The following is a 23,790-nucleotide window of genomic DNA, read 5'->3' on the forward strand; positions in this document are numbered from 1 at the left end:
CGGGGCAAGTCCACATTTTTCGTCAAGCGTCATAGGATCAATCAGGCTTCTTGTCGACCCACTTGGGCAACACCGGCGCCTCGAACTCATCCATCCCATCGAGCAGCTCATCCGGCTGCTTGCCCAGCAGCAACATCGCCCGATGCTGCGGCCGCACGAAGCCTTCCTCGACGATATGGTCGAGGAAGCCGCCGAGTTTTTCATAGAAACCGTTGACGTCCAGCAGGCCCAGCGGCTTGGCGTGATAGCCCAACTGCCCCCAGGTCCATACCTCGAACAACTCCTCAAGCGTACCCAGGCCACCCGGCAGGGCGATGAAGGCATCGCTCAACTCGGCCATGCGCGCTTTACGCGCGTGCATGCCGTCGACGACCTCCAGGCGGGTCAGGCCCTTGTGGCCGATTTCAGCGTCCATCAGGCTTTGCGGGATGATCCCGACCACTTCACCACCCGCAGCCATGGCCGCATCGGCCACGGTGCCCATCAGGCCCACTGCGCCGCCGCCATACACCAGGGTCAGGCCGCGGCCAGCGATGGCCTTGCCAAGGGCAACCGCCGCTTCGCGGTAGGCCGGGTTGCTGCCGATGCTGGCACCACAGAAGACACATACGGAACGTACAGGCATTGCTTCTCTCCCTTCAAATGCGTGCACAGGGTAAGGCGCAAGCCGCTCGCTTCCAAGGCGCGATTCACTCCGGACGGGAGAATTCGCAGGCGGCGCCAGCGGCGCCTTGGGCGTAGGCTGCCAGCAGGCTGTTCATGAAACTACCAAGGGACATGTCATTTGCTCCTAAATGAGAGGTTGTCCCATCGTCTACTTAGAGGGCATGATGTGCACTTAGATTGGTTGTATACAATCCATAGAACAAATCAACTGGCTGGCCATTGGACACCCCCTTGATGCACATCAGGGACGTTCGTTCCGGGTTCAGGCAGTCTCGCAATTGATAAACCCCTGCCAAGGAGATTCACGATGTTTGCGAAAGCTGTAGCGGTATCCCTGCTGACCCTCGCCAGCGCTTCTGTGTTCGCGGCCGAGTGCTCTGTGACGGTCGAGTCGACCGACCAGATGTCCTACACCAGCAAGGAATTCACCGTCGACAAGAGCTGCAAAGAGTTCACCGTCAAGCTGACCCACTCGGGCAACCTGCCAAAGAACGTCATGGGCCACAACCTGGTGATCAGCAAGACCGCTGACATGCAGGCCATCGCCTCTGAAGGCATGACCCAGGGCATCGACAAGGGTTACCTGAAGGAAGACAACGCCAATATCATCGCCCACACCGCGATGATTGGTGCGCCGGAGAAGGAAACCGAAGTCAAGTTCGACACTTCCAAGCTGGAAGCTGGCGGCGACTACAGCTTCTTCTGCACCTTCCCAGGCCACATCTCGATGATGAAAGGCAAAGTCATCGTCAAGTAAGCCTGATGCTTGCTGCGTGACCTAATGGGGGAGCGGGCTTGCCCCGCGATAGTGTGGGTGAATCCACCCTCGCTAACGCGGGACAAGCCCGCTCTCACGTCAGGAATTGCAGTTCGCGTGTTACGGCGCGAACGGCAACTCGCGCTTGTGCTGGGTCTTGCGGTAGGTGTTGACGATGATGTCGAACGCCTCCTGGCTGACCGGCTCGCCATGCAGGAACGCATCGATCTGCTGGTAGGTCACGCCATGTGACGCCTCATCCGGCTTGCCCGGTTCGAGGTCTTCCAGATCCGCCGTCGGCACTTTCTCTACCAACGATTCCGGCGCCCCGAAGCTACGGGCGATGGCGCGTACCTGGTTTTTCACCAGGCCGCTCAACGGCGCCAGGTCGCAGGCGCCATCACCGAACTTGGTGAAGAAGCCCATCACCGCTTCGGCTGCGTGATCGGTGCCGATCACCAGGCCCGCGCGTGCGCCGGCGATGGTGTACTGGGCGACCATGCGCATCCGCGCCTTGGTGTTGCCGACGACGAAGTCGACCAGGGTCGGCGAGCCGCCTTCCAGCGCTTTGACTTCCAGCGCCAAGGCCCGCACCGCAGGGGCGATGTCGACGGTATGCACCTCATCGGCCTTGATCACGTCCAGGCACGCTTGGGCATCGTGCTCGTCATGCTGCACCTGATACGGCAGGCGTACGGCGATGAAGCGATAGCCTTGATCGCCAGTTTCGGCGCGCAGTTCGGTGACAGTGCGCTGGGCGAGCAGGGCAGCGGTCAGCGAGTCGACCCCACCACTGATGCCCAGGACCAGGGTCTTGAGCCGGGCATTGGCCAGGCAATCCTTGATGAAGGCCACGCGCCGGGCAACTTCGGCCTCGAGCGCGGCGGCGTCGGCGAACGGCGGCTGCACCTTGAGCTGCTGGGCAATCTCTCGCTGGACGGCTTGCATGGATTACTCCTTGTGGGGGACTTTGAAAACGTGGCGCATGTAGGCGACGAAGTTCTCGTCACGGCATTGGGTCTTGGCGGCTTCGTCGGAGATCTTCGCCACCGGCGAGCCATTGCAGTCGGTCATTTTAAGCACGATGTTCATCGGCGCCACTCCAGGTAGGTCGCAGGTCAGGTTGGTGCCGATACCAAAACTGACGTTGATGCGCCCGCGCAAGGCGCGGAAGATCTCCAGCGAGCGGGTCAGGTTGAGGCCATCGGAGAACACCAGGGTCTTGGTCATCGGGTCGATACCCAGTTGCTGGTAATGGGCGATGGCTTTTTCCGCCCAGGCCACGGGTTCACCCGAGTCGTGGCGCAGGCCATCGAACAGCTTGGCAAAGTACAGGTCGAAATCGCGCAGGAAGGCATCCATGGTGATGCAATCGGTCAGGGCGATGCCGAGCAATCCGCGGTACTCGCGAACCCAGCAGTCCAGCGCGGCGATCTGGCTGTCGATCAGCCGTGGGCCGAGCTGCTGGTGGGCCATGATCCACTCGTGGGCCATGGTGCCCAACGGCTTGATATCCAGTTTCCATGCCAGGTTGACGTTGCTGGTGCCGACGAAGCGTGCCGGGAAATCATCGCGCAGCACCCGTACCACCTCTTCCTGGACGCGGCTGGAGAAGCGCCGGCGGGTGCCGAAATCGGCTACCTGCAGCTCGGCCAGTTCATCGGCGCTGGCATGCGCTTGCAGCCAGTCGAACTTGCGATAGAGCTGATCGCGGGCATCGCTCAGGCGCATGCGTGGGTGCAGGTGGCGGTTGCGCACCTCGCTGATGATCGCCAGTAGAGGCACTTCGAACAGCATCACATGCAGCCAAGGGCCGCGCAGGCGCAGGCTCAGCTGGTCGTTCTCGATGCCCAGGCGCAGGTAGCGCAGGTTGAAGCGGAACAGCCGCAGAAAGCGCAAAAAATCCGGTTTGAGGAAGCTGATGCGCTCAAGAAACTCGGCCTGGCCATCATCCAGGGTCATCTCGCTGAGCAGCTCGATCTGATTGCGGATCTCATCCAGATAGGGGCGCAGGTCTTCGCCGTTGCGGCAGCGAAACTCCCATTCGACGTCGGCATCCGGATAGTTGTGCAGCACCGCCTGCATCATCGTCAGCTTGTAGAAGTCGGTGTCGAGCAGGTTGTGCACGATGCGCTCGGCGAATGCGCTCTCGCTCATGGAAGGCTCCAGGTCGGCGGCGCTCGCTGAAAACGGCGCAAGCGCGCGGGAATGGCGGCCATTGTGCCAGCCTTTGCGCGCAAAGTGAGTAACCGCAGCCCTATCGCGGAGCAAGCCCGCACCCGGCAATAGGCCAAAAAGCATTGCGCGTGGGAGCGGGCTGGCCCCGCGATAGGGCTGTAAATGCCAAAAGCCGGATGATTCTGCCAGCACCAGCTAGCCTTGAAACAGTGCCCCCCGTAGCAGTCGCGCACCAGCTGTGTGCACTTCGGTGACGTCTGCTGTTACAGGCTGGTTGCACGTTAACACTTGTCGAGGTTGCAATGATGGCACTCGATGGTTGCTCCTTTCGTGATCGCGTGGTGGCGCCTTACCTATGCCAGACGGTTGCACGCTCAATAACGAAAGCCCGCCGGTCGCCTCTAACCAGCCTGCCCAGTGTGTTTGCTCGAAATCCAAAACCAATGGCACGGCCCTTGCTCGGAGCAAGGCGCTGAAAGTTGTAGTGCCAACTAAAAAAAACTCTAGGAGCACCACCTCATGTCGCAGACGTTTTACAAGAAAGGTTTCCTGGCTCTGGCCGTAGCTACGGCACTGGGTGTTTCTTCGTATGTTCAGGCCGACATCAAGATCGGCGTCGCAGGCCCAATGACTGGTGCCAACGCAGCGTTTGGCGAGCAATACATGAAAGGTGCGCAAGCAGCGGCTGACAAGATCAACGCCGCAGGTGGCGTCAATGGCGAGAAAATCCAACTGGTAAAAGGCGACGACGCCTGCGAGCCGAAACAGGCCGTGGCCGTGGCCAACCGCCTGGTCGACCAGGACAAGGTGGTCGGTGTGGTCGGACACTTCTGCTCGTCCAACACCATTCCGGCATCGGAGGTGTATGACGAAGCCGGTGTCATCGCCATCACCCCAGGTTCGACCAACCCGCAGGTCACCGAGCGCGGCCTGTCGGCGATGTTCCGCATGTGTGGCCGTGACGACCAGCAGGGTATCGTTGCCGGTGACTACATCGTCGACGTGCTCAAGGGCAAGAAAGTCGTAGTCCTGCACGACAAGGACACCTACGGCCAAGGCCTGGCCGACGCAACCAAGGCGCAGCTGGAGAAGCGTGGCGTCAAGCCGGTGCTGTACGAAGGCCTGACCCGTGGCGAGAAAGACTTCAGCGCAGTGGTCACCAAGATCCGCGGCGCTGGCGCCGATGTCGTCTACTTCGGTGGCCTGCACCCGGAAGCCGGTCCACTGGTGCGCCAACTGCGTGAAGCAGGCCTGAAGGATGTGGCGTTCATGTCCGATGACGGCATCGTCACCGACGAACTGGTGTCCACCGCAGGTGGCGCTCAATACACCAATGGCGTGTACATGACCTTCGGCGCCGACCCGCGTCTGCTGCCAGACAGCAAGGCGGTGGTGGAAGAGTTCCGCAAAGCCGGCACCGAGCCTGAAGGCTACACCCTGTACGCCTACGCCTCGGTCCAGGCGCTCGCCGCCGCGTTCAACGGCGCCAAGTCAAACAAGGGTGAAGACGCTGCCAAGTGGCTCAAGGCCAACCCGGTGCAGACCGTCATGGGCGAGAAGAAGTGGGACAGCAAGGGTGACCTGACCGTCTCTGACTACGTGGTCTACCAGTGGGATGCCAACGGCAAGTACCACCAGCTGGATAAACAAAAATAATAAAGGCCCAAGGCCCGGACAGCCGTCCGGGCCGACGCCCCGCGGTACCTGTCTTTATCCGTAGATGTGCACCAGTTCTGCGCTGCGAGGGCCGCTGTATGCCAGGCCCGCCGTGGTCGGCGCTCGTGCAATCTCACTCAGCGAGATTGCGTTATGGATGGTATTTTCCTGCAGCAACTGGTCAATGGTCTGACCCTCGGGTCGGTCTATGGCCTGATCGCCATCGGCTACACAATGGTCTATGGCATTATCGGCATGATCAACTTCGCGCACGGCGAGGTGTACATGATCTCCGCGTACCTCGCGGCGATCAGCCTGGCATTGCTGGCTTATTTCGGTATCGAGTCCTTCCCGCTGCTGATGCTCGGCACGCTGTTGTTCACCGTGGTGGTCACCGGCGTCTACGGCTTCACCATCGAGCGCATCGCCTACAAACCCCTGCGTAACTCCACCCGCCTGGCGCCGCTGATCAGCGCCATCGGGATCTCGCTGATTCTGCAGAACTACGCGCAGATCAGCCAGGGCGCTCGCCAGCAAGGCGTGCCAACCCTGCTTGAAGGCGCCTGGCGCGTCGAAGTCGGCACCGGCTTCGTGCAGCTGACCTACACCAAGATCTTCATCCTCATCGCCGCCTTCGCCGGCATGGCCCTGCTGACCTACGTGATCAAGTACACCAAGCTTGGGCGTATGTGCCGCGCCACTCAGCAAGACCGCAAGATGGCCTCGATCCTGGGCATCAACACCGACCGGGTGATCTCCTATGTGTTCGTCATCGGTGCGGTGATGGCCGCCCTGGCCGGCGTGCTGATCACCATGAACTACGGCACCTTCGACTTCTATGCCGGCTTCATCATCGGCATCAAGGCCTTCACCGCCGCCGTACTCGGTGGGATCGGCTCGCTGCCCGGCGCCATGCTCGGCGGGATCATCCTGGGGATCTCCGAGTCGCTGTTCTCCGGCCTGATCAACTCCGACTACAAGGACGTGTTCAGCTTCTCGCTGCTGGTGCTGATCCTCATCTTCCGTCCCCAAGGCCTGCTGGGTCGCCCGCTCGTGGCTAAGGTGTGAACATGTCCACTGCCAATACTGCTTCTTCCGGTTTCGATATCAAACGCAGCCTGCTGGAGACCATCGTCGCGGGCTTGCTGGCACTGATCGTGTTCGGCCCGGTGGTCGGCGTGGTGCTCGATGGCTACACCTTCAATGCCGAGCCAAGCCGCGTGGCCTGGCTGGTCGGCGGGGTGATGGCGGGGCGCTTCCTGCTTAGCGTGTTCTTCCAGAGCGGCACCGGCCAGCGCATGCTGCAAGGCTTTGAAAGTGGCGGCTCGGGCGTGCATGTGCTGGCGCCCGACTACAAGTCGCGGCTGCGCTACGTCATCCCGGCGCTGATCGTGATCGCGATCGTGTTCCCGATCTTCGCCAACAAATATCTGCTGACTGTGGTCATCCTCGGCCTGATCTACGTGTTGCTGGGTTTGGGCTTGAACATCGTGGTCGGTCTGGCCGGTCTGCTCGACCTGGGCTATGTGGCGTTCTATGCCATCGGCGCTTATGGCCTGGCGCTGGGCTACCAGTACCTGGGCCTGGGCTTCTGGAGCGTGCTGCCGCTGGCGGCCATCGCAGCGGCGCTCGCCGGCTGCATATTGGGCTTCCCGGTGCTGCGCATGCACGGTGACTACCTGGCCATCGTGACCCTGGGCTTTGGCGAGATCATCCGGCTGGTGCTGAACAACTGGCTGTCATTCACCGGTGGGCCGAACGGCATGCCGGCGCCGTCGCCAACGTTCCTGGGCCTTGAGTTCGGTCGCCGGGCCAAGGACGGCGGGGTGCCGTTTCACGAGTTCTTCGGGATCGACTACAACCCCAACATCAAATTCCTGTTCATCTACATCGTGCTGTTCCTGGTGGTGCTGGCGGTGCTGTACATCAAGCATCGACTGACCCGCATGCCGGTCGGGCGCGCCTGGGAGGCGCTGCGCGAAGACGAGATCGCCTGCCGCTCGATGGGGCTGAACCACGTGCTGGTCAAGCTTTCGGCGTTCACCATCGGTGCGTCCACGGCTGGCCTTGCCGGGGTGTTCTTCGCCACCTACCAAGGCTTCGTCAACCCGTCCTCGTTCACCTTCTTCGAGTCGGCGCTGATCCTGGCGATCGTCGTACTCGGCGGCATGGGTTCGACCGTTGGCGTGGTCATCGCCGCATTCGTGCTGACCGTGGCACCTGAGCTGCTGCGCAGTTTCTCCGAATACCGGGTACTGCTGTTCGGCGTGCTGATGGTGCTGATGATGATCTGGCGACCGCGTGGGCTGATCCGCATCAGCCGCACCGGGGTAGTCCCGCGTAAAGGAGTGGCGCCATGAGCGACGAAATCATTCTTTCGGTCGAACACCTGATGATGCAGTTCGGCGGCATCAAGGCGCTCAGCGATGTCAGCCTGCAGGTCAAGCGCAACCAGATCTTCGCCTTGATCGGCCCCAACGGCGCTGGCAAGACCACCGTGTTCAACTGCCTGACCGGCTTCTACAAGGCCAGTGGCGGACGCATCGAGCTGAATGTGCGGGGTAACCGCACCGACGTGATCCAGCTGCTCGGCGAGCGCTTCCAACCAACCGACTTCGTCTCGCCTGCGCGCTTTGCCAACCGCCTGTACTACAAGATGTTCGGCGGCACCCATCTGGTCAATCGCGCAGGCTTGGCGCGGACCTTCCAGAACATTCGCCTGTTCAAGGAAATGTCGGTGGTGGAGAACCTGTTGGTGGCCCAGCACATGTGGGTCAACCGCAATCTGCTGGCCGGGGTGCTCAACACCAAGAGTTATCGCAAGGCCGAAAGCGATGCTCTGGATCACGCCTTCTACTGGCTGGAAGTGGTCGATCTGGTCGACTGCGCCAACCGCCTGGCGGGCGAACTGTCCTACGGTCAACAACGCCGCCTGGAGATCGCCCGGGCCATGTGCACGCGGCCGAAGATCATCTGCCTGGACGAACCCGCCGCCGGCCTCAACCCGCAGGAGACCGAGGCGCTCAGCCGCATGATCCGCGTGCTGCGTGATGAGCACGATATTACCGTGGTGCTGATCGAGCATGACATGGGCATGGTCATGAGTATCTCCGACCACATCGTGGTACTCGACCACGGCAACGTCATCGCCGAAGGCGCCCCGCAGGAAATCCGCCACAACCCGACTGTGATCGCCGCCTACCTGGGTGCAGACGAAGAGGAACTGGTATGAGTGCACCCATTCTCGAACTGAAGGACCTGGACGTGTTCTACGGGCCAATCCAGGCGCTGAAGAAAGTCTCGATGCACATCAACGAGGGCGAGACGGTCAGCCTGATCGGCGCCAACGGCGCGGGCAAGTCGACCTTGCTGATGTCGATCTTCGGCCAGCCGCGCGCGGCGTCTGGGCAGATCGTCTACCGTGGCACCGATATCACCCGCAAGTCGTCGCACTACATCGCCTCCAACGGCATTGCCCAGTCGCCGGAAGGGCGGCGGGTGTTCCCCGACATGACCGTCGAGGAAAACCTGATGATGGGCACCATTCCCATTGGGGATAAGTATGCCGCCGAGGATATGCAGCGCATGTACGAGCTGTTTCCACGCTTGAAAGAGCGGCGGACCCAACGCGCCATGACCATGTCCGGTGGTGAACAGCAGATGTTGGCGATTGCCCGAGCGTTGATGAGCCGGCCCAAGTTGCTGTTGCTCGATGAGCCGTCTTTGGGGTTGGCGCCGATCGTGGTCAAGCAGATCTTTGCCACCTTGCGTGAGCTGGCCAAGACCGGCATGACCATCTTTCTGGTCGAGCAGAACGCCAACCATGCGCTGAAGCTGTCGGACCGCGCCTATGTGATGGTCAACGGGCAGATTCGCATGACCGGCACGGGGCAGGAGTTGTTGGTCAACGAAGAGGTGCGTAACGCTTATCTGGGCGGGCACTGAGGTTTGGGGCCGCTTGCGGCCCCATTCCAACGCCCATGTGGACAACTTGTCGCATATCTCGCCAGAGCCACCTCAGAACCCCGCTCCAAGTCATTGTTTCCACAGGCACAAAACTGTCCCCGGATAATGTGGAACCGCCTGTGGAAAACATGGTGGCACTCCGCTGTGAGCCACGATTATCAAGGCCTGCAAAGATCTGTTCGTTTTTTGATCAAGCGCTGCTTGTGCTTGATTTTCATGGGATAACTTACCCCTTCGCGGGCTCTCACCAAACGCCAAATATCTGTGGATAACTCTGTGCAAAAGCCTTGGACAGACTGCTGCAAGCGGCACTGCTGAAAGCCTTGCGCCATCAGCGATGAGATATCCCCAGGGCGCTTGCTTGAAAATCCATTCAATCCCCTGACAAGTTGCCCCCATTCTGTGGGGAAAGCCCTGTGGATAACATGCGCATAGCCCGCGCGGTCCCCTCTGCTACAAGGCTTTGCCAGGTTTGGATGTTTTTTGAGCAGGGTGCAAAACGGCTTGCTGGCGTCGCCAGTGGCGGGCATGCTTCAAGGCCTGTCGACGACCCCCTTATTGCGAAGGAGAACAGCATGACGTCCACCGTATTCATCACAGGCGCCACTTCCGGTTTTGGCGAGGCGACGGCCCGCCTGTTTGCCGATGCCGGCTGGAAACTGGTCCTGACTGGCCGTCGTAAAGAGCGCCTGGACGCGCTGTGTGCCGAACTCTCGGCCAAGACCGAAGTGCATGGCATCGTTGTCGACGTGCGTGATCGCGCGGCCATGGAGCAAGCCATCGCAAACCTGCCGCCGGCCTTCGACAAGCTGCGCGGGCTGGTCAACAACGCAGGCCTGGCGCTGGGCGCGGACCCGGCGCAGAAGTGCGACCTGGACGATTGGGAAACCATGGTCGACACCAACATCAAAGGCCTGATGTACACCACCCGCTTGCTGCTGCCACGGCTGATCGCCCATGGTCGCGGTGCGTCGATCCTCAACGTCGGCTCGGTGGCTGGCAACTATCCGTATCCGGGCAGCCACGTGTATGGCGGCACCAAGGCTTTCGTCGGCCAGTTCTCGCTGAGCCTGCGCTGCGACCTGCGCGGCACGGGCGTGCGCGTCAGCAACATCGAGCCGGGGCTGTGCGAAAGTGAGTTCTCGCTGGTACGTTTTGGTGGCGACCAGGCCAAGTACGACGCCACCTACGCTGGCGCCGAAGCGATCCAGCCGCAGGACATCGCCGAGACCATCTTCTGGATTCTCAATCAGCCGGCGCACATCAACATCAACAGCCTGGAGTTGATGCCAGTGAGCCAGGATTGGGCCGGGTTCTCGATCGATCGTTCGGCCAAGGGCTGATCTTAAGGCCATCGCGGGGCAAGCCCGCTCCGACAGGGATAGCGACACCCTGGAGCGGACTTGCCCCGCGATGGCTTCAGCTCAACCGCTGCAAGCCTTCCAGGCAAGTGGCCAAGTGATAAGGCGTAGTCGACGGCATGTCATGCCGGCTGACGGTGCCGCTGGCATCCAGGCATTCGTTCCAGCCACCGGCGTGCAGGAATTGCTCTTCCAGCGCGACCAACTGCTCCAGCAACTTGCCATCACTGTCTGCACGCAAGGCCAATGCCCGCAGATATTCCGCCTTGGCCCAAATGCGTTGGGTTGGGTCGATGACCTTGCCCTCGACATCCAGCATCGCCAGTACCGCTGAATCCTTCACCCCATGCTGCTCGGCATAGCCGAATGCCCGGCTGATGGACGCGTGCAGCGGGCTGTCACGCAGCAGTGGCGAGGTATCGAGCAGGTAGAACCATTCGAACTGATGGCCCGGCTCGAACCAGTTATCCACAGCGCCGCGCGGTTTTTCCAGCATCAGGCCCTGTTCAGGCTCGATGAAGTGCGTTTGCAGCGCCTCGCACAGCTGCAGCAAGGCCTGCTGAACAGCTGGGTCGTCACGTACTTGCAAGGTCTGCAGGAAGGCTTCGGCCAAGTGCATCTGTGGATTTTGCAATGGGCCGCTGCCCAGGTCCGACCAGTCTTCGGCAAGGCTCGCTTCATACAAGCCGTCGTCGCGAGCGAAGCGCTCGGCGACGATTTCCAGCGCGGCGTTGAGCGTGGACTCGACCAGACTCTCGCGCACCTTGCCCCAGTAATGGGCACAGGCGAAGACGATGAAGGCGTGGGTGTACAAGTCTTTGCGGCGGTCCAGTGGCTGGCCGGCGGCGTCGATGCTGTAGAACCATCCGCCGTGTTCGGCGTCGTGAAAGTGCCGTTGCAGGGAACGCAACAGGGTTGCGGCCCGCTCGGCCGCGCCCGGTTGCTCGATGCGGCTGCTGAACAGGTACAGCTGACGAGCGACGGCCATGGCGCGGTAGCGCTGTACCGGCAGCGGCTGGTGCTGTGCGTCGAGCGCCTCAAAGGGCAGCGCCAGCTCGGCATTCCACCCCGGACCTTGCCACAGCGGCACGATGCGCTCGGCAAAATGCTGGCGGAAGCGGGCCAGGCGGGTGGTCAGCTCGGGCAGGGTGGGGCGGGGGTCGGACATGGAAGCGCTCGTCGCAATCGGGCAGTGCGCCATGGTAGCAGAACTGGTGAATGACTCTTGATTCTCAGGCGCATGCAAGGGGCGAAGATGTCTGCTTCAAGGCGAAGGGCTAAGTCCCTGCCAATGGCGCGCACCGACAAAGATGAAGCGCAGCTGTTGAGTGATCTTTTCCTGCGCGGTCAGCGGCTGCGGGTCCAGCGGGTCGGGGCTGTCGATCAGTTCGGGCAGGGTGGCGAACACGGTCTTGACCACCAGATCGGCCATCACGCTCAGCGCGGCTGCGTCCAGATGCTTCCAGCGTGGCATCAGGCCGAGGTCGGTGGCCAGGTCCGAGCTGATGTCCTGGCGCAACCTGGCGATGGCCTGGCGCACCGGCTGCGAACCGCCGTATTGCTCGCGGGCGAGGAACAGGAACTGGGCGCGGTGGGCAGCAACCATGTCGAGGAAGATCCGCACCGAGGCATCGGTAATGCCACCCAGCTCGAATTCGTTTTGTCGCACCAGGCGGATGGCGTGGCGGAAGGTAGCGTCGACCTCTTCGACCAGCGCCAGACCGAGGGCGTCCATGTCCGGGAAGTGTCGATAGAAGCCAGTTGGCACGATGCCAGCGGTCTTGGCCACTTCGCGCAGGCTGATGCTGCCGAACCCGCGGCCACTTTCCATCAACTGGCAGGCGGCATCGAGCAGGGCCTGGCGGGTCTGGAGCTTCTGTTCGGCGCGCGGCAGCATGGGCAGGATTCTGTGACTGTACGGCTGGGCATTCTGGATAAAAAAACAAAGCCCGGTCAATGGACCGGGCTTGGAGGATAGCAGGCGCAGTGTCGAGGGTTGTTCTTTTCGGCCATGGTGATCAGCTCATGCGGCTGATTTCGACCAGACGATCCGAGCCACCTTCGGCAACCCGGCCAGTGCGTTCGATCAGGCGATCCGAACCACCCTCGGCAACCCGGCCAGTGCGTTCGATCAGACGATCCGAGCCACCTTCGGCAAACCGGCCAGTGCGTTCGATCAGGCGATCCGAACCACCTTCGGCAACCCGGCCAGTGCGTTCGATCAGGCGATCCGAGCCACCTTCGGCAACCCGGCCAGTGCGTTCGATCAGGCGATCCGAACCACCTTCGGCAACCCGGCCAGTGCGTTCGATCAGACGATCCGAACCACCTTCGGCAACCCGGCCAGTGCGTTCGATCAGGCGATCCGAACCACCTTCGGCAACGCGCGCTGCACGTTCCTGCAAGCGTTCAGCGCCACCTTCGGCCAAGGTGTTCAGCGGTTGCGCAACTGTAGCCGAGCTCGAACGCGATTCGGCGGTCAGGTGTTGATCCTGAGCGGGCAGGGCGAAGGCGTTGGCGGCGGCGATGGAAAGGGTCAGGCTCAGCAGCAGATGGCGTTTCATGATTTCGGTGCTCCTCTGGGGGGCTGGAAAGTGGGTACGAAGCCAATGCTACTCCCGGTAACTCCAGAGAAAAGTTCATAAGGCTAATGGTAACAATCGACGGTATTGATACTCAGTTGCGACCCTTCTATCTCGCGTGTTTCTGAGGCCGAGGTGGCAATTTGATGGTTGGCCCGATGGGTAACAGCCGAGCCGGGAACAGACCAAAAGCTGAGAGGGGTGTCAGGAAATTCTTGGTTATCATGGGTTGTTCGATTAAACCCCGCAGCTTTTCATCAGTCCGACATACTAAGTGCCATCGTCGTGCCCGCCTTGTGCCATGCAGTCAGGAGAATTACGCAATGACGCGCCCTGCCAGAATCTTCACCTGGATCTTCACCAGCCTGATCACCGTGCTGGCGATACTGGTGGTGGTCATCGCCACGTTCGATTGGAATCGCGCCAAGCCGCTGCTCAACGAGAAGGTTTCCGAGGCCCTGCACCGGCCCTTCGCGATCAACGGCAACCTCGCTGTGCAGTGGCGCACCGAGCCTGAAGAGGGCGGTTGGCGAGCCTGGGTGCCCTGGCCGCACTTCATCGCCGAAGACCTGACCCTGGGCAACCCCGACTGGCTCAAGGAGCCCACCATGGTCGGCTTGGAGAAGGTCGAATTCCGTCTCTCGCCGTTACCGCTGATGTTCCAGCAGATCGTCATTCCGCGCATCGACCTGACCAAGCCCACAGCCAGCCTCAATCGGCTGGCCGATGGCCGTGCTAATTGGACCTTCGATTTCGGCCCGAAAGATGAAAACGCCGAGCCGTCGAAATGGGTACTGGACATCGGCGCCATCGGTTTCGACCAGGGCAACGTCAGCTTCGATGACCAGACCCTGAAAACCAGCATGAAGGTGCAGATCGATCCACTGGGCAAGCCAATCCCGTTCAGCGAGATCGTTGGCAAGGCCAGCGCCGAGAAAGCCGGTGGCGCCCAGGACTATGCCTTCGGCCTCAAGGCGCAAGGCCGCTACAAGGGCCAGCCGGTGTCCGGTACCGGCAAGATCGGTGGCCTGCTGGCCCTGCAGGACGCCAGCCAGCCGTTCCCGCTGCAAGCGGATGTGCGCATTGCCGACACCCATGTAGTGCTCGCCGGTACCCTCACCGACCCGCGCAACCTGGGCGCGCTCGACCTGCGCCTGCGCCTGGCGGGCAGCAGCCTGGGCAATCTCTACCCGCTGACCGGCGTGACCCTGCCGGATACCCCGGCCTATTCCACCGACGGCCACTTGCTTGCCAACCTGCATGCGCCTGAAGGCGCGCGGTTCAGCTACGAAGGCTTCAACGGCAAGATCGGCGACAGTGACATCCATGGTGACCTGGCCTTCGTCGCCAGCCAACCGCGGCCGAAGTTGACTGGCAAGCTGGTCTCCAACCAACTGTTGTTCAAGGACCTGGCGCCGCTGATCGGCGCTGACTCCAACGCCGAGCAGAAGGCCCGTGGCGGAGCCAGCAAGCAGCCCACCGGCAAGGTGCTGCCGGTAGAAGAGTTTCGCACCGAACGCTGGCGCGCCATGGACGCTGACGTCAGCTTCAGCGGCAAGCGCATCGTGCACAGCGAGCAATTGCCCTTCAACGACCTCTCGGCCCATGTCCTGCTGGAAGACGGCGTGCTGCGCCTGGAGCCGCTGCGCTTTGGCGTGGCAGGTGGCAACCTGGCTTCTAACATCCGCCTGGACGGGCGCAGCGTGCCCTTGCAGGGCCGAGCCAAGCTCACTGCCCGGGGCTTCAAGCTCAAGCAATTGTTCCCCAGCTTTGCGCCGATGCAGACCAGCTTTGGTGAGCTCAATGGCGATGCCGACTTGAGTGGCCGGGGCAATTCGGTGGCGGCCCTGCTGGGTACTTCCAACGGCGATCTGCGCCTGCTGATCAACGATGGCGCGATCAGCCGCAGCCTGATGGAGATCGCCGGGCTGAACGTGGGTAACTATGTGGTCGACAAGTTGTTTGGCGACAAGGATGTGAAGATCAACTGCGCCGCGGCGGATGTCGGTATCAAGGATGGCCTGGCGACCACCCGGCTGTTCGTCTTCGATACCGAGAACGCGATCATCTACGTCAATGGCACGGCTAACTTTGCCAGCGAGCAGCTGGATCTGAAGATCACCCCGGAGTCGAAAGGGGTGCGCTTGTTCTCGCTGCGCTCGCCCTTGTACGTGCGCGGGCCGTTTGCCAAACCCAATGCTGGCGTGCAGGCGGTGCCGCTGGCATTGCGTGGAGTAGGGATGGTGGCGTTGGGGCTTGCTGTAGGGCCTGCGGCGGGGTTGCTGGCGCTGATTGCGCCGAGTGGCGATGTGCCCAATCAGTGTACGCCGCTACTGGAGCAGATGCGGGCTGGGAAGGCGCCGGCGGCGGTCAAAGCCAAGAAGTGAAGCGAATCTTACTCATACGTGAAAGCGGGCTTGCTCCGCGATAGCGATGGTGAACTCACCGACGCTATCGCGGGGCAAGCCCGCTCCCACGTAAGGGTTTGAATCAAAGGCCTTGGAGCAGATCCGCCATGTCATCAGCGTGCTCTTCTTCCTGCGCCAGGATGTCCTCGAAGATCCGCCGAGTAGTCGGGTCACTCTCACCAATGAACTGAATGATCTCGCGATAGCTATCGATCGCGATGCGTTCAGCCACCAGGTCTTCCAGCACCATTTCCTTCAGCGAGTTACCCGCCACGTACTGTGCATGGGAGTTCTTGCTCAGGTTATCCGGATTGAAGTCCGGCTCGCCGCCCAGCTGGACGATCCGCTCAGCCAGCTTGTCGGCATGCTCCGATTCTTGGTTGGCGTGCTCGAGAAACTCCGCGGCAGCAACGCTGGCCTTGATGCCACTGGCCATGAAGTAATGGCGCTTGTAGCGCAGGACACACACCAGCTCGGTTGCCAGTGACTCGTTGAGCACACGCAGGATCTTCTCGCGATCAGCGCTGTAGCCCTCGGTCACCGCCCCTTGCTCGACATGCTGGCGGGCACGCTCGCGCAGGGTTTTCACATCGGTCAGTTCAACGTTGCTCATGGTTATCTCCGAAGATTCAGGGTGGTCAGGGTGTCAGGAGGGCTTAGGCGCCGGGCACGGCTTCCTTGTCCTCTTCTCGTTGCTTGCAGGTCTTGAAGCCCTTCGCATCGACATGGCCAGTGGCATCGAAACGCACGTAGTAGGGCTGTTGGTGGCCGTCGCGGTTGAGGATGTAGTCGTTGCAGGTGCCGCCATGGGGCAGATCGATGACATTCGATGGGCTGCCGCCGATGGCAATCACCTTCTGCATGGTCATGCCGTGTTCCACCTGCTTGACCAGCGGTTCATCGCGGTAGGTGACGTAGTCGACCGGGTTCTCTGGGCGGCTGCCGCAGGCGGCCAGGGTGGCGCTGGCCAGAAGGATTGCCAGGGTCTGCTTGTACATGGTCCCGCTCCTTGCTCAGGGTCTGTTTGGTTTGGAACCGCACGACGCGCCAGGAGTTCGATTGCGATGTTCATCGACATGGCGCTAGTGTTGGCCGACTGACCATGGAGAGGGATGGGCGATGAACCAGGATCTGGCCACGCGTTACCCGTTGGTGCTGGTGCCGGGAATGCTCGGTTTTGTGCGGCTGCTGCTCTATCCCTATTGGTTTGGCATCGTCGCCGCGTTGCGCAAAGGTGGCGCGCAGGTGTTACCGGTGCAGGTGTCGCCGCTGCATTCGAGCGAAGTGCGCGGGGAGCAGTTGCTGGCGATCATCGAGGACATCTGCCAGCGCACCGGGGCTGAGCGGGTCAACTTGATCGGTCATAGTCAGGGTGCGCTCAGCGCCCGCTATGCGGCGGCCAAGCGGCCAGACCGGGTGGCTTCGGTAACCTCGGTCGCAGGCCCCAATCATGGCTCGGAGCTGGCCGACTATCTCGACCATAAGGCGCCTGGCGACTCACCCCATGGGCGCATTCTCAAGGCCGTGCTACATGGCCTGGCGGTGTTGCTGGTGTGGCTGGAGACCGGTTGGCGCCGCGATCCACTGCCAATCGATGTGCACGCCTCGCATCAATCGCTGACCCACCATGGCGTGGCCCGCTTCAACCAGGCTTATCCACAGGGCCTGCCAGAGGTGTGGGGTGGCGAGGGCGCATATGAAGTCAATGGCGTGCGCTACTACTCCTGGTCCGGCACCCTGCAACCAGGGCGCACTGATCAAGGACGTAATCGCTTCGATGGCAGTAACCGCTTCTGCCGCTTGTTCGCCCGCACCTTCGAGCGCGAGAAAGGCCAATGTGACGGCATGGTCGGGCGCAACAGCTCGCACCTGGGTCAGGTGATCGGCGATGACTATCCGCTGGATCACCTGGACATCGTCAACCAGTCACTGGGCGCGGTCGGCAAGGGCGCCGAGCCGGTGCGACTGTTCACCGAACACGCCGCTCGGCTCAAGGCTGCCGGGCTGTAGCGGCGCGGCGTACGGGGGTGGTCCAACGCTCGGCGAGCAGTACCCCGGCCAGGGTCAGCAGGCCGCCATACAGGTGATAGGCGGCCAGCTGCTCGTCCAGCACCCAGGCGGCGATCAGCGCCGTCACCACCGGCAGCAGGTTGAAGAACAAGGTCGTGCGGCTCGGCCCCAGGCGATGCACAGCCTGCATCCACAGTAGTGGGGCAATCATCGAGGCCAGTACGCAGGCGTACAGCACCAGGCTGAGGTTGTGTGGGTTGAGCCCGGTTTTCGCCGACAGCAGGAACAGCGGCAGCAGTACGATGATCGCCACCAGCACTTGCAGGTACAGCAACTGCAACGGCGGCAAACGCAATTGCCACTTCTTCAGCAAGAAGCTGTACAGGGCGTAGGCGAAGGTCGCCACCAGCATCAGCAAGTCGCCGCGATTCAAGCCCTGATCGAGCAACCCCAGCGGGTGGCCGGCCGACACCACTTCCAGGACCCCAACGAAGGACACCAGTGCCCCGAGCAGTGCGCCGAAGGTCAACCGCTGGCCGAGCCAGGCGATCGACAGGGCCAGGGACATCAACGGCATCAGCGAGAGAATGATGCCCATGTTGGTGGCGCTGGTGATCTCTGCGGCGAAGTAGGCCAGGCTCTGGTACAGGGCCATGCCGAGGATGCCGAGGATGAAGATCTTGCCCAGGTGCGGGCGGATTGCCGGCCAATTACGCCAGACCTTGGGCAGCAGGAACGGGGTGAACAACAGGCCAGCCAGCAGCCAGCGGTAGAAACCGATCTCGGCCGGGAAGATGGCGCCGGCCGAGAGTTTGGTGACTACTGTGTTGCCGGCCCAGATGAGGATGGCCATGAGGGGGAATGCGTAGTTCATGTAACTGGGGCTCTTTGGATAACGACGAGCGTGGGAGCAGGCTGCGGTGGTGAGTTCACTGCCGCTAGCGCGGGGCAAGCCCGCTCCCACGATGACCGTCATTATCCTTCTGTCTGTATGCAGACCTATACTTGCATCCAGACAACCTGCCCCTAGATCCAGACAATGACCGGCAAATACCTCGCCATCCCCCAGTTCGACCAGCTCCCCGCCCCGGTCTACTTTCGCTACGACGAATTCGGCGCCGACACCATCAGCGCGCCCCATCGCCACACCTGGGGCCAGCTCAACTACGCCGCCCACGGCGTGATGCACCTGGATGTCGACGGCCAGCGCTTCATCTCACCGCCGCATCTGGCGGTGTGGGTGCCACCCGGCTGTGAGCATGGTTGCTACAACCCCCAGGCCATCGTCTATCGCTCGGTCTATTTGCACCGCGACCTGTGCCACGACTTGCCGCAGCAGCCCTGTAGCCTGGTGATCAGCGACATTCTCAAGGCGATCCTCAGCGATTTTGCCCGTCGTGACCTCAAGGTCGCCCAGGATCAGTGCGACCTGCGCCTGACCCAAGTCCTGCTCGATCAGCTGCACCTGTCGCCGACCCAGGCCTGCTACCTGCCGTTCGCCCGCAGCGAAGGCTTGAGCCAGATTCTCGACGCCCTCAGCGCCGAGCCAGGCGACAACCGCCCCTTGGCCGACTGGGCCGCGCGTATCCATGTCAGCGAGCGCACCCTGGCCCGGCAGTTTCTGCGCGAGCTGGGCATGAGCTTTGGTGAATGGCGGCTGCGCTTGCGCTTCTTGCGCGCGATCGAGGCGCTGGAGGCCGGCACGCCGATCCAGTCGATCGCCTTCGATCTTGGCTACAGCAGCGCCTCGGCGTTCATCGCCATGTTCCAGCGCCAGGCGCACTGCACGCCGCAGCAGTATCGCCGGCAGGCGCGCGCGGCCTGAGCAGGGGGTGGGCATTGTTGGCTACACTCAGGCGCATGTCCGTGCATCGGGCGCGGAGACAAGGAGACCACTCCATGAAGATGCTGCAAGTGCCGTTGCTGGTGTTGGGTGTGTTGATCAGTGCACAGGGATTCGCCGCCACTGCCCAGCAGGAGAAAATGAAGACCTGCAATGCCGAGGCTACCGAGCAAACCCTCAAGGGCGATGAGCGCAAGGCGTTCATGAGCAAATGCCTGAAAGCCACCCAGCAGGAAAAGATGAAGAGCTGCAACGCCACCGCGACCGAAAAGGCGCTCAAGGGCGATGAGCGCAAGGCCTACATGAGCGACTGCCTGAAGAAGAAATGACCTGCGCCTATGTTTGCCGGGCGAAGGCTGGCAGACTGCGGATCTTTTCCGCTGTCTGCCCCTGAGGCTGTATGACTTTCACCCCTCGCCAAGTCACTCTGGCCAGCTGGATCATCGTGTTTGCCGGCCTGCTGCTGGCGCTGCCGCTGAAGTTGCTGCCGAGCCTGCTGGCCGGCCTGCTGGTCTTCGAATTGGTCAACATGCTCACCCCCAGGTTGCAGCCATTGATCGCCGGGCAGCGTGCGCGCTGGCTGGCCGTGGCGCTGCTCGGCACTCTGGTCGTCACTACCCTGACCCTGTTGATTGCCGGCGCTTTCAGCTTCCTGCTGCACGAAGCGGAGAATCCTGGCGCGTCGTTGGACAAGTTCATGGGTCTGGTCGAGCGCGCCCGTGGGCAGCTGCCGCCGTTCATCGAAGGCTACCTGCCGGCCAGTGCGGCCGAGTTCAAAGTGGCGATTGGTGACTGGCTCAAGAGCCATCTGGGTGAGCTGCAGCTGGTAGGCAAGGGCATGGCGCACATGTTCGTCACCTTGCTGATCGGCATGATTCTCGGCGCCATCGTTGCCTTGCAGCGCATCCCGGACATTTCCCGGCGCAAACCTCTGGCCGCCGCGCTGTTCGAGCGTCTGAGCCTGCTGGTCAAGGCGTTTCGCAATATCGTTTTCGCCCAGATCAAGATTTCCCTGCTCAACACCTTCTTCACCGGCATCTTCCTGGCGGTGGTGTTGCCGATGTTCGGCGTGCACCTGCCGCTGACCAAGACCCTGATCGTGTTGACCTTCCTGCTGGGGTTGCTGCCGGTAATCGGCAACTTGATGTCCAACACCTTGATCACCATCGTTGGTCTGTCGCTGTCGATCTGGGTGGCGGTGGCGGCGTTGGGTTATCTGATCGTGATCCACAAGGTCGAGTACTTCCTCAACGCGCGGATCGTAGGTGGGCAGATCAGTGCCAAGTCGTGGGAATTGCTCTTGGCCATGCTGGTGTTCGAGGCGGCGTTTGGTTTGCCGGGGGTGGTGGCGGGGCCGATCTACTACGCCTATTTGAAGAGTGAGTTGCGCCGGGCTGAGTTGGTCTGAGGGTTGAGTTCGTCAGTACCTGCCTCTTCGCGGGCAAGCCCGCTCCCACAGGGTTCAGTGCAACGGTTACTACGGTGCTGAGCCTGTGAAATTTGGCTCAGCGCAATCATCAGAACAACGCTGAACCTGTGAAATTTGGTTCAGCGCAATCATCAGAACAACGCTGAACCTGTGGGAGCGGGCTTGCCCGCGAAGAGGCCGGGACAGACTGGCGAAATGACTCAGACAGTTCCGTAGCGCTTGCGCGCCTCGATCGCCAGACCACTACCAATGCTGCCAAAGATATTGCCTTCGACATGCCGGGCATTGGGCAGCATCGCCGCCACGCTGTTGCGCAGCGCCGGGATCCCGCTCGAACCACCGGTAAAGAACACCGTATCCACCTGGCTCTCAGTGACCCCGGCCTTGTTCAGCAACTCGCTGACACTGCCGCGTACCCGCTCCAGCAGACCGTCGATGGCCTCCTCGAACACCGCCCGCGTCAGCTCCACACTCAGCTCTGGCTCGATCCGACGCATGTCGATGCGCCGGCTCGGCTGCTCGGTCAGTTCGATCTTGCTGGCTTCCACTTCCATGGCCAGCCAGTGCCCGGCACGCTGCTCGATGACCTTGAACAGGCGGTCGATACCCAGCGCGTCTTCGATGTCATAGCGCATGCTGCCCAACGCCAGCTGCGATTTCTGCGAGTACACCGAGTTGATGGTGTGCCAGGTCGCCAGGTTCAGGTGGTAGCTGGTCGGCATCAGGGCGCCGCTCTTCATCCGGCTGCCATAACCAAACAACGGCATCACGCCCTGCAGGCTGAGCTGTTTGTCGAAGTCGGTCCCGCCGATGTGCACACCGCCAGTGGCGAGGATGTCGCTCTGGCGCTCATCCAGCAGATGACGTTCCGGCGACAGGCGGATCAGCGAGAAGTCGGAAGTACCCCCGCCGATGTCGACGATCAGCACCAGCTCTTCGCGGTCGATGCCCGACTCATAGTCGAAGGCCGCGGCGATCGGCTCGTACTGGAACGACACGTCCTTGAAGCCGATCTTGCGCGCGACGTCGGCCAGGGTGTCCTCGGCCTCCTGGTCGGCAGCCGGGTCTTCATCGACGAAGAACACCGGACGGCCCAGTACCACCTGCTCGAACTCGCGGCCGGCAGCGGCCTCGGCACGCTTTTTCAGCTCGCCGATGAACATCCCCAGCAGGTCCTTGAACGGCAGCGCAGTGCCGAGCACGCTGGTGTCATGCTTGATCAGCTTGGAGCCGAGCAGGCTCTTGAGCGAGCGCATCAAGCGCCCTTCGTAGCCTTCCAGGTACTCGTGCAGGGCCAGGCGGCCGTATACCGGGCGACGCTCCTCGATATTGAAGAAGACCACCGAGGGCAAGGTGATCTTGCCTTTTTCCAGGGCGATCAGCGATTCGGCACCTGGGCGGTGCCAGCCGACCGTGGAGTTGGAGGTACCAAAGTCGATGCCCAGGGCGCGGGCCGGGGATACGTCGGACATGAAAAATAGCTTCCGGAGGCAAAACGGCCGCGCAGTTTATGCCAGTGGCCAGCAGAATCAAGACCAGTCGTCTGCTCTCGAGCAACCCCAAGCTGCCCTTGAAAGGCTATGCTTGACCCCTATCTTCAGAAGCAACGTGCAATTTCTCATTGGTGATCCATAGATGGACTTCAAAGACTATTACAAGATACTCGGCGTAGAGCCCACCGCGGACGACAAGGCGATCAAGGCCGCGTACCGCAAGCTGGCGCGCAAGTATCACCCCGATGTCAGCAAGGAGCGCGACGCCGAGGACAAGTTCAAAGAGGCCAACGAGGCCTACGAAGTGCTCGGCGACGCGCAGAAACGCGCCGAATTCGACGAGATCCGCAAGTATGGCGGCCAACATGGCCGGCCGTTCCAGGCACCCCCTGGCTGGCAGAGCCGGGGTGGTGCGGGTGCTGGCGGTGGCTTCGAAGGCGGCGATTTCTCGGATTTCTTCAGCTCGATCTTCGGCGCCCGGAGTGGCAGCCCGTTCGGTCGTGGCCAGCAGCAACAACAACGTAGCGCGGGCAGGCGAGGGCAGGACGTGGAACTGGAGCTGGCAGTCTTTCTTGAAGAGACGCTGAATAACGAGTCCAAGCAGATCAGCTTCCAGGTCCCGCAGACCAATGGCGCCGGCCAGCGTACCGGGTTCACCACCAAGACCCTCAACGTCAAGATTCCAGCTGGTGTTGCCGACGGCGAGCGTATCCGCCTCAAAGGCCAAGGCGCGCCCGGTGTCGGCGGCGGCGCCAATGGCGACTTGTTCCTGACCATTCGCATGGCACCGCACCCGCTGTTCGATGTCGAAGGTCATGACCTGATCATCACCGTGCCGCTGGCGCCGTGGGAGGCTGCGCTGGGTGCCAAGGTTGAAGTGCCGACCCTGAGCGGCAAGATCAACCTGACCATCCGCCCCGACAGCCAGAGCGGCCAGCGCCTGCGGATCAAGGGCCGGGGCCTGGCGACCAAGCACGGCGAGCGCGGTGACTTGTATGCCCAGCTCAAGGTGGTCATGCCGACCCAGTCGGATGCCGAGACCCGCGAATTGTGGAGCAAGCTGTCCGAGAAAGCCGCGTTCAATCCGAGGACACAATGGAGTAGTTGATCATGAGCAGCACCCTGATCGTTCAACTGGACATGCGTACCCTCTGTCAGGAAGCCAACCTTTCGGCCGACTGTGTGATCGAAATCGTCGAACATGGGATTGTTGAACCTTCAGGGCGAACGCCTGAAGACTGGCTGTTCGACGACCGCGCGCCGGTGACGGTCAAGCGTGCGGTGAAGCTGCATGATCAGCTTGAGCTGGAGTGGGAAGGCGTAGCGCTGGCGCTGGAGCTGCTTGAAGAAGTGCAGCATCTGCGCAGTGAGAACAGCATGCTCCGGCAGCGCCTGGGGCGTTTCACCCAGCTGTAGAAACAGCTGGTATCACGTGGGAGCG

General features: G+C 61.7%; 24 protein-coding genes. 14 read left to right on the forward strand and 10 right to left on the reverse strand.

Annotated elements, in window-relative coordinates:
* Nucleotides 1-37: 37 nt before the first annotated feature.
* The gene (locus tag AAZU54_RS15440) at nucleotides 38-625 is read right to left on the reverse strand and encodes a TIGR00730 family Rossman fold protein (RefSeq protein WP_186555587.1); all 588 of its coding nucleotides are present in this window, start codon (nucleotides 623-625) and stop codon (nucleotides 38-40) included.
* Between the two features lie 348 nt (nucleotides 626-973).
* Between AAZU54_RS15440 and azu the strand changes: the two genes are divergently transcribed.
* Entirely contained in the window at nucleotides 974-1,423 is a 450-nt protein-coding gene (gene azu / locus AAZU54_RS15445) for an azurin (RefSeq protein WP_434727342.1), read from the forward strand.
* A 120-nt stretch (nucleotides 1,424-1,543) separates the two neighbouring features.
* Here azu and nadE read toward each other — a convergent pair whose 3' ends face one another.
* Together nadE and pncB are read right to left on the reverse strand one after the other, a co-directional pair.
* The gene (gene nadE, locus AAZU54_RS15450) at nucleotides 1,544-2,371 is read right to left on the reverse strand and encodes an ammonia-dependent NAD(+) synthetase (protein ID WP_186555585.1); all 828 of its coding nucleotides are present in this window, start codon (nucleotides 2,369-2,371) and stop codon (nucleotides 1,544-1,546) included.
* A 3-nt stretch (nucleotides 2,372-2,374) separates the two neighbouring features.
* On the reverse strand, nucleotides 2,375-3,580 hold the full coding sequence (pncB, locus tag AAZU54_RS15455; RefSeq protein WP_186555584.1) for a nicotinate phosphoribosyltransferase: 1,206 nt from the start codon (nucleotides 3,578-3,580) through the stop codon (nucleotides 2,375-2,377).
* A 540-nt stretch (nucleotides 3,581-4,120) separates the two neighbouring features.
* On the opposite strand from pncB, the gene AAZU54_RS15460 reads away from it, so the two are divergent.
* The 6 genes from AAZU54_RS15460 (at nucleotide 4,121) to AAZU54_RS15485 (ending at nucleotide 10,566) form a co-directional block, all read left to right on the forward strand.
* Nucleotides 4,121-5,257 carry a branched-chain amino acid ABC transporter substrate-binding protein gene (locus AAZU54_RS15460; RefSeq protein WP_264236776.1) on the forward strand — a complete coding sequence of 379 codons (1,137 nt, stop codon included), beginning with the start codon at nucleotides 4,121-4,123 and terminating at the stop codon, nucleotides 5,255-5,257.
* A gap of 153 nt (nucleotides 5,258-5,410) precedes the next feature.
* Nucleotides 5,411-6,325 carry an ABC transporter permease subunit gene (locus tag AAZU54_RS15465; RefSeq protein WP_186555582.1) on the forward strand — a complete coding sequence of 305 codons (915 nt, stop codon included), beginning with the start codon at nucleotides 5,411-5,413 and terminating at the stop codon, nucleotides 6,323-6,325.
* 2 nt (nucleotides 6,326-6,327) lie between these two features.
* Nucleotides 6,328-7,617, forward strand: a complete 1,290-nt coding sequence (livM, locus tag AAZU54_RS15470; protein ID WP_186555581.1) for a high-affinity branched-chain amino acid ABC transporter permease LivM — start codon at nucleotides 6,328-6,330, stop codon at nucleotides 7,615-7,617.
* The gene (locus AAZU54_RS15475; protein ID WP_186555580.1) at nucleotides 7,614-8,489 is read left to right on the forward strand and encodes an ABC transporter ATP-binding protein; all 876 of its coding nucleotides are present in this window, start codon (nucleotides 7,614-7,616) and stop codon (nucleotides 8,487-8,489) included. Before livM ends, AAZU54_RS15475 begins: the two co-directional genes overlap by 4 nt.
* Nucleotides 8,486-9,202 (forward strand): ABC transporter ATP-binding protein, encoded by a 717-nt coding sequence (locus tag AAZU54_RS15480; RefSeq protein ID WP_186555579.1) that lies wholly within the window; start codon nucleotides 8,486-8,488, stop codon nucleotides 9,200-9,202. Before AAZU54_RS15475 ends, AAZU54_RS15480 begins: the two co-directional genes overlap by 4 nt.
* Before the next feature lie 596 nt (nucleotides 9,203-9,798).
* Entirely contained in the window at nucleotides 9,799-10,566 is a 768-nt protein-coding gene (locus AAZU54_RS15485; RefSeq protein WP_186555578.1) for an SDR family oxidoreductase, read from the forward strand.
* A 76-nt stretch (nucleotides 10,567-10,642) separates the two neighbouring features.
* Here the strand turns inward: AAZU54_RS15485 and AAZU54_RS15490 are convergent, their stop codons facing one another.
* The 3 genes from AAZU54_RS15490 to AAZU54_RS15500 all read right to left on the reverse strand — a co-directional run bounded on the left by AAZU54_RS15490 (nucleotide 10,643) and on the right by AAZU54_RS15500 (nucleotide 13,148).
* Nucleotides 10,643-11,752 (reverse strand): AGE family epimerase/isomerase, encoded by a 1,110-nt coding sequence (locus AAZU54_RS15490; RefSeq protein ID WP_312151328.1) that lies wholly within the window; start codon nucleotides 11,750-11,752, stop codon nucleotides 10,643-10,645.
* Nucleotides 11,753-11,848: 96 nt separating this feature from the next.
* On the reverse strand, nucleotides 11,849-12,481 hold the full coding sequence (locus tag AAZU54_RS15495) for a TetR family transcriptional regulator (protein WP_186555576.1): 633 nt from the start codon (nucleotides 12,479-12,481) through the stop codon (nucleotides 11,849-11,851).
* A 121-nt stretch (nucleotides 12,482-12,602) separates the two neighbouring features.
* Complete coding sequence (locus AAZU54_RS15500; RefSeq protein ID WP_434727343.1) at nucleotides 12,603-13,148, reverse strand: phage infection protein; 546 nt, start codon at nucleotides 13,146-13,148, stop codon at nucleotides 12,603-12,605.
* 341 nt (nucleotides 13,149-13,489) lie between these two features.
* On the opposite strand from AAZU54_RS15500, the gene AAZU54_RS15505 reads away from it, so the two are divergent.
* Complete coding sequence (locus tag AAZU54_RS15505) at nucleotides 13,490-15,553, forward strand: AsmA family protein (protein WP_186555574.1); 2,064 nt, start codon at nucleotides 13,490-13,492, stop codon at nucleotides 15,551-15,553.
* Nucleotides 15,554-15,656: 103 nt separating this feature from the next.
* Here AAZU54_RS15505 and AAZU54_RS15510 read toward each other — a convergent pair whose 3' ends face one another.
* A complete protein-coding gene (locus AAZU54_RS15510) occupies nucleotides 15,657-16,187 on the reverse strand; it encodes a ferritin-like domain-containing protein (RefSeq protein ID WP_186555573.1) in 531 nt (176 codons plus the stop codon).
* A gap of 43 nt (nucleotides 16,188-16,230) precedes the next feature.
* Nucleotides 16,231-16,572 carry an osmotically-inducible lipoprotein OsmE gene (gene osmE, locus AAZU54_RS15515; protein ID WP_186555572.1) on the reverse strand — a complete coding sequence of 114 codons (342 nt, stop codon included), beginning with the start codon at nucleotides 16,570-16,572 and terminating at the stop codon, nucleotides 16,231-16,233.
* A 121-nt stretch (nucleotides 16,573-16,693) separates the two neighbouring features.
* On the opposite strand from osmE, the gene AAZU54_RS15520 reads away from it, so the two are divergent.
* Nucleotides 16,694-17,584 (forward strand): alpha/beta fold hydrolase, encoded by an 891-nt coding sequence (locus tag AAZU54_RS15520; protein WP_405130010.1) that lies wholly within the window; start codon nucleotides 16,694-16,696, stop codon nucleotides 17,582-17,584.
* On the opposite strand, the gene AAZU54_RS15525 is transcribed toward AAZU54_RS15520, so the two are convergent.
* Entirely contained in the window at nucleotides 17,565-18,458 is an 894-nt protein-coding gene (locus AAZU54_RS15525) for a DMT family transporter (protein ID WP_186555570.1), read from the reverse strand. The genes AAZU54_RS15520 and AAZU54_RS15525 overlap by 20 nt on opposite strands.
* A 165-nt stretch (nucleotides 18,459-18,623) precedes the next feature.
* Here AAZU54_RS15525 and AAZU54_RS15530 point away from each other — a divergent pair, with 165 nt between their 5' ends.
* The 3 genes from AAZU54_RS15530 to AAZU54_RS15540 all read left to right on the forward strand — a co-directional run bounded on the left by AAZU54_RS15530 (nucleotide 18,624) and on the right by AAZU54_RS15540 (nucleotide 20,835).
* Complete coding sequence (locus AAZU54_RS15530) at nucleotides 18,624-19,409, forward strand: AraC family transcriptional regulator (protein WP_186555569.1); 786 nt, start codon at nucleotides 18,624-18,626, stop codon at nucleotides 19,407-19,409.
* Nucleotides 19,410-19,483: 74 nt separating this feature from the next.
* Nucleotides 19,484-19,756: a PsiF family protein gene (locus AAZU54_RS15535; protein ID WP_186555568.1), complete on the forward strand. Its 273-nt coding sequence runs from the start codon at nucleotides 19,484-19,486 to the stop codon at nucleotides 19,754-19,756.
* Between the two features lie 71 nt (nucleotides 19,757-19,827).
* On the forward strand, nucleotides 19,828-20,835 hold the full coding sequence (locus tag AAZU54_RS15540) for an AI-2E family transporter (protein WP_312151322.1): 1,008 nt from the start codon (nucleotides 19,828-19,830) through the stop codon (nucleotides 20,833-20,835).
* Nucleotides 20,836-21,056: 221 nt separating this feature from the next.
* On the opposite strand, the gene AAZU54_RS15545 is transcribed toward AAZU54_RS15540, so the two are convergent.
* Nucleotides 21,057-22,328: an Hsp70 family protein gene (locus tag AAZU54_RS15545; RefSeq protein ID WP_434727344.1), complete on the reverse strand. Its 1,272-nt coding sequence runs from the start codon at nucleotides 22,326-22,328 to the stop codon at nucleotides 21,057-21,059.
* Nucleotides 22,329-22,491: 163 nt separating this feature from the next.
* Between AAZU54_RS15545 and cbpA the strand changes: the two genes are divergently transcribed.
* Both cbpA and AAZU54_RS15555 read left to right on the forward strand, forming a co-directional pair.
* Nucleotides 22,492-23,457, forward strand: a complete 966-nt coding sequence (gene cbpA, locus AAZU54_RS15550) for a curved DNA-binding protein (protein WP_186555565.1) — start codon at nucleotides 22,492-22,494, stop codon at nucleotides 23,455-23,457.
* Between the two features lie 2 nt (nucleotides 23,458-23,459).
* Complete coding sequence (locus AAZU54_RS15555) at nucleotides 23,460-23,765, forward strand: chaperone modulator CbpM (protein WP_186555564.1); 306 nt, start codon at nucleotides 23,460-23,462, stop codon at nucleotides 23,763-23,765.
* Nucleotides 23,766-23,790: the final 25 nt, after the last annotated feature.

Source organism: Pseudomonas sp. Je.1.5.c (genome assembly GCF_051129895.1).
Taxonomy (GTDB): Bacteria; Pseudomonadota; Gammaproteobacteria; order Pseudomonadales; family Pseudomonadaceae; genus Aquipseudomonas; species Aquipseudomonas urmiensis.

Excerpts from the sequence above, each read along its gene's own strand:
- AAZU54_RS15440 (WP_186555587.1), bottom strand. The coding sequence starts at position 625 with ATGCCTGTACGTTCCGTATGTGTCTTCTGTGGTGCCAGCATCGGCAGC.
- azu (WP_434727342.1), top strand. The coding sequence starts at position 974 with ATGTTTGCGAAAGCTGTAGCGGTATCCCTGCTGACCCTCGCCAGCGCT.
- nadE (WP_186555585.1), bottom strand. The coding sequence starts at position 2,371 with ATGCAAGCCGTCCAGCGAGAGATTGCCCAGCAGCTCAAGGTGCAGCCG.
- pncB (WP_186555584.1), bottom strand. The coding sequence starts at position 3,580 with ATGAGCGAGAGCGCATTCGCCGAGCGCATCGTGCACAACCTGCTCGAC.
- AAZU54_RS15460 (WP_264236776.1), top strand. The coding sequence starts at position 4,121 with ATGTCGCAGACGTTTTACAAGAAAGGTTTCCTGGCTCTGGCCGTAGCT.
- AAZU54_RS15465 (WP_186555582.1), top strand. The coding sequence starts at position 5,411 with ATGGATGGTATTTTCCTGCAGCAACTGGTCAATGGTCTGACCCTCGGG.
- livM (WP_186555581.1), top strand. The coding sequence starts at position 6,328 with ATGTCCACTGCCAATACTGCTTCTTCCGGTTTCGATATCAAACGCAGC.
- AAZU54_RS15475 (WP_186555580.1), top strand. The coding sequence starts at position 7,614 with ATGAGCGACGAAATCATTCTTTCGGTCGAACACCTGATGATGCAGTTC.
- AAZU54_RS15480 (WP_186555579.1), top strand. The coding sequence starts at position 8,486 with ATGAGTGCACCCATTCTCGAACTGAAGGACCTGGACGTGTTCTACGGG.
- AAZU54_RS15485 (WP_186555578.1), top strand. The coding sequence starts at position 9,799 with ATGACGTCCACCGTATTCATCACAGGCGCCACTTCCGGTTTTGGCGAG.
- AAZU54_RS15490 (WP_312151328.1), bottom strand. The coding sequence starts at position 11,752 with ATGTCCGACCCCCGCCCCACCCTGCCCGAGCTGACCACCCGCCTGGCC.
- AAZU54_RS15495 (WP_186555576.1), bottom strand. The coding sequence starts at position 12,481 with ATGCTGCCGCGCGCCGAACAGAAGCTCCAGACCCGCCAGGCCCTGCTC.
- AAZU54_RS15500 (WP_434727343.1), bottom strand. The coding sequence starts at position 13,148 with ATGAAACGCCATCTGCTGCTGAGCCTGACCCTTTCCATCGCCGCCGCC.
- AAZU54_RS15505 (WP_186555574.1), top strand. The coding sequence starts at position 13,490 with ATGACGCGCCCTGCCAGAATCTTCACCTGGATCTTCACCAGCCTGATC.
- AAZU54_RS15510 (WP_186555573.1), bottom strand. The coding sequence starts at position 16,187 with ATGAGCAACGTTGAACTGACCGATGTGAAAACCCTGCGCGAGCGTGCC.
- osmE (WP_186555572.1), bottom strand. The coding sequence starts at position 16,572 with ATGTACAAGCAGACCCTGGCAATCCTTCTGGCCAGCGCCACCCTGGCC.
- AAZU54_RS15520 (WP_405130010.1), top strand. The coding sequence starts at position 16,694 with ATGAACCAGGATCTGGCCACGCGTTACCCGTTGGTGCTGGTGCCGGGA.
- AAZU54_RS15525 (WP_186555570.1), bottom strand. The coding sequence starts at position 18,458 with ATGAACTACGCATTCCCCCTCATGGCCATCCTCATCTGGGCCGGCAAC.
- AAZU54_RS15530 (WP_186555569.1), top strand. The coding sequence starts at position 18,624 with ATGACCGGCAAATACCTCGCCATCCCCCAGTTCGACCAGCTCCCCGCC.
- AAZU54_RS15535 (WP_186555568.1), top strand. The coding sequence starts at position 19,484 with ATGAAGATGCTGCAAGTGCCGTTGCTGGTGTTGGGTGTGTTGATCAGT.
- AAZU54_RS15540 (WP_312151322.1), top strand. The coding sequence starts at position 19,828 with ATGACTTTCACCCCTCGCCAAGTCACTCTGGCCAGCTGGATCATCGTG.
- AAZU54_RS15545 (WP_434727344.1), bottom strand. The coding sequence starts at position 22,328 with ATGTCCGACGTATCCCCGGCCCGCGCCCTGGGCATCGACTTTGGTACC.
- cbpA (WP_186555565.1), top strand. The coding sequence starts at position 22,492 with ATGGACTTCAAAGACTATTACAAGATACTCGGCGTAGAGCCCACCGCG.
- AAZU54_RS15555 (WP_186555564.1), top strand. The coding sequence starts at position 23,460 with ATGAGCAGCACCCTGATCGTTCAACTGGACATGCGTACCCTCTGTCAG.